The following is a 3,064-nucleotide window of genomic DNA, read 5'->3' as shown; positions in this document are numbered from 1 at the left end:
GTATCCAAGTGGCTTGTGTTTCATCAACTTCACGGTTTATCCGATTTAGCGCCATCAAGAACGCCGCTTGACCATAAGGATAAAAATAAATTTCTCTATTGGCAGAGTTACCAAGGATAAGAGAAAACTCGTTTATCAATGCCTTAAGCAAGCTTCTATCTACCGAAGACGGTAAAAGAACACAGATATTCCCTTTGATATCACTTTGCTCCAGTATCTCGCGCTTAGAGCGCACAAGATTTAATATCTGCTCATACAGTGATTGATCAGGATAGGATCTTGGTGTTTCTGCGGGCAATCTAAAACATTCGTTAGCTATATCACGAACAGTGTATGGCCTGCCATTAATGGCAAGAAGATGAGTTTGAAATGCGAGTGGCATCTAGCCTCCGATTAAAACCGTAGGCATGCCAGACAGAATTTTACCACCATGAGACGTTGAATCCCCGACCCTTGCCGCTGGCTTACCGTTGATTGTAACGCTAGAAGAGCCTGCTGAGATGCTATCCGGAGGACCTATACAGATAAGCTTATCTCCCTGCCTAGCCGCTGGAATGCCGCCAATTGTCACGTTTGGCGAGCCAACTACGACGGGGCCACCTACATGAGGAATTTTTCCTGTTTTTTTAGGACAAAGATGAAAGCTGCCCAATATTGCGGCTGGTTTACCCACTTTAAATCACCTTAGTTCAATGAAATTTGCCCAGCTTTAAGAGCGATAGCAGAGCCGTTAATAGATATTTTATTGCCTTTGATGTTGATTTCTCCGGAACTAGACATCTGAATCGAAGCGCCACCGACTTTGATCTCGATACTCTTTCCTGCATTAAAAGACAACACTTCACCCGTTTCATTAGAAAAGTTTTTACCTACTTTCAAGGTCGCATTCTTGCCAATCTCTTGATTGACATCATTCGTCACTTTTTCGGTTTTACTGTTTTCAACGGCAATATCAACACAGTCTTCAACTAGCATTTGGAAAAGTTTTTCGGCATGAAGATAGATGTGTTCTTCACCGGGTTTGTCATCAAAGCGCAACTCATTAAAATTAGATGTGCCTTTTTGTACAGAACGCGATTTATAACCACTTTGAGAGCTTTGCTCTGGTAACGTGTAGGGAGGGAGTTGACTACCATTGTACAGTGACCCCGTAACAATTGGCTGGTCAGGATCGCCATTGACAAACTCGACGATGACCTCTTGTCCTACTCTAGGATGAAACACCGAGCCCCATCCGTTACCCGCGATATTTTGCGCAACACGAATCCAACATGAGCTGTTTACATCGTATTTACCAACACGATCCCAGTGAAACTGAACTTTAATACGGCCGTGTTTGTCTATGTAAATTTCGCCATCTTTGTTTCCCGTTACCACTGCGGTTTGCAAACCTTTCATCTGAGGTTTCGGATAGTTCACTGAAGGGCGAAGGATTGTTTTTGAGTCAACACAACTAAATGATACTTTAACACCTTGCGCAGCAGTGCCACCTTGACCAGTCTGATTATAAACAGCCGCAGATAAAAAAACGGAGGACAGTACGTATTCTTTGCCGACTCGAGACTTATCTTCATGCTTTTTAAACTTAAAGCACTTTCCTACACTGAACGTTCGACACGTTGCCTCGCCACGGCACAGATATGCGTTTTGCTGTAGTGCTTCTATAGCGTGCGTGTTTCTAAGTGCGTATTGATCATCACTTTCCGTTTCACCCATGTATTCAAAATACTCGCTTTCAGGCACGGTAAAAAAATCACTTTCACCCTTGGCAGTATTTTTAGGATTAGACGAAGGCTTAAGCATGTTATAGCCAGACTTTTGGCTTGCTTTAGTCGTCAAAACTTGGGTTTCATGCCAAGAAGAAATATGGCTAGACTTAGCCGTACCTGTATCAAAATCGACTAAAAACTCTGTACCCGGCTTATAGAAACTGATGTCGTCAAAAATCTTAAACGTGTGGACAGACTTAGTGTGTGTGAAACAGAACGATAGCCCTTCTTCTGACAATAAGCGTCGGACAAATTCAAGGTCTGACTCTTCATATTGCACTTTGTATGTGTATTTAGGGTACGACTTAGTTAACTCAAAACTAAAGGCGACACTATGCTCCGAGAGTACTTCGGAGATAATTTCTTTTATATCTTTATGCTGAAATATTCTGCAATTTTTTCTATAATCGGCGAAACGTAATTTAGGCTCTATTAATAACTCTATATTTTTATAATTCTCACCATTATGAGTATTAGAAACTCGTTGCCCTTCTAATCTTGCAGCAGATACATAACCATGGATATAACGAGGTTTTGAAGAAACATCCTCACTATTTTCAAGGGTAATTGTTACTTCTTTACCAATTATTTCGTTTAACTCACTTCGTTGATCATTAAAGTAAGCTTTAGCACGCAATGAAAAAAGTTCTGAGATCTCTTCTCTATACTCAAATGAGTTTAGTATGATGGCATCTTTTCCGAATGGAGAGGAAATTCGGATGAAATTGTTATCTTGAGTTGCTCTTTTCATTAAATACTTCTTTCAAAAAATGCGGGGGAATATTCCCCCGCATAAAAATTACATTTGTTGACCTTTAACACCGCTGTAGCCGTATACCAATGGCGCAGAAGTGTTGTTTTTATCGTCAGTAGGAGTCACTGTCATCATCATTTCAGTGTAAGAAATAGTGATGGTTTCAACTGGACGATCATCCTGGATAGAAACTGAGTAGTTAGAAATCATCGCATCAGTCAGTTCGATCTTCATGATTTCTTCAACTTTCTCACCTTGCTTAGTAATATGGAAAACCGCAGGTTTACCTTTACCAATTGTCGCTTCTTTAAATAAGTCAGGAGAAGAACGGTCTTGAAGTTTAGTGATAGTCAAATCATATAGACGAGTAGCGCTCGCTTCACGGTCCATCGCTGTACCAGTGTATGATGAGATCTCACGACCTACACTCCAATCTACAGATAGTAGTGTAATCAAATCCTTATATTGCTCGGCAGTTGCCTCACCCTTAATATCTGCGTATTTAAGATACGTATTAGACTGCATGCTAATCTCCTATAGC

3 protein-coding genes and 1 pseudogene are annotated in these 3,064 nt (G+C 40.8%); all 4 read right to left on the bottom strand.

Going from position 1 to position 3,064, the window contains the following annotated elements:
- Positions 1-382: pseudogene (locus tag CAG69_RS17880) on the bottom strand (NAD/NADP transhydrogenase subunit beta); the annotation flags it as partial.
- Complete coding sequence (locus CAG69_RS17875; RefSeq protein WP_005375969.1) at positions 383-673, bottom strand: PAAR domain-containing protein; 291 nt, start codon at positions 671-673, stop codon at positions 383-385.
- An 11-nt stretch (positions 674-684) separates the two neighbouring features.
- Positions 685-2,520: a type VI secretion system tip protein TssI/VgrG gene (gene tssI / locus CAG69_RS17870; RefSeq protein ID WP_161445469.1), complete on the bottom strand. Its 1,836-nt coding sequence runs from the start codon at positions 2,518-2,520 to the stop codon at positions 685-687.
- Positions 2,521-2,568: 48 nt separating this feature from the next.
- On the bottom strand, positions 2,569-3,048 hold the full coding sequence (locus CAG69_RS17865) for an Hcp family type VI secretion system effector (protein ID WP_005375967.1): 480 nt from the start codon (positions 3,046-3,048) through the stop codon (positions 2,569-2,571).
- Between the last annotated feature and the right edge of the window lie 16 nt (positions 3,049-3,064).

This window comes from Vibrio sp. V43_P6S15P86 (assembly GCF_009904725.1).
Lineage (GTDB): Bacteria > Pseudomonadota > Gammaproteobacteria > Enterobacterales > Vibrionaceae > Vibrio > Vibrio diabolicus.
Note: the sequence above shows the minus strand (reverse complement) of the source record. Positions and strands in the feature narration are given on the sequence as shown.

Coding starts and splice junctions, on each gene's coding strand:
- tssI (WP_161445469.1), bottom strand. CDS start 2,520: ATGAAAAGAGCAACTCAAGATAACAATTTCATCCGAATTTCCTCTCCA.
- CAG69_RS17865 (WP_005375967.1), bottom strand. CDS start 3,048: ATGCAGTCTAATACGTATCTTAAATACGCAGATATTAAGGGTGAGGCA.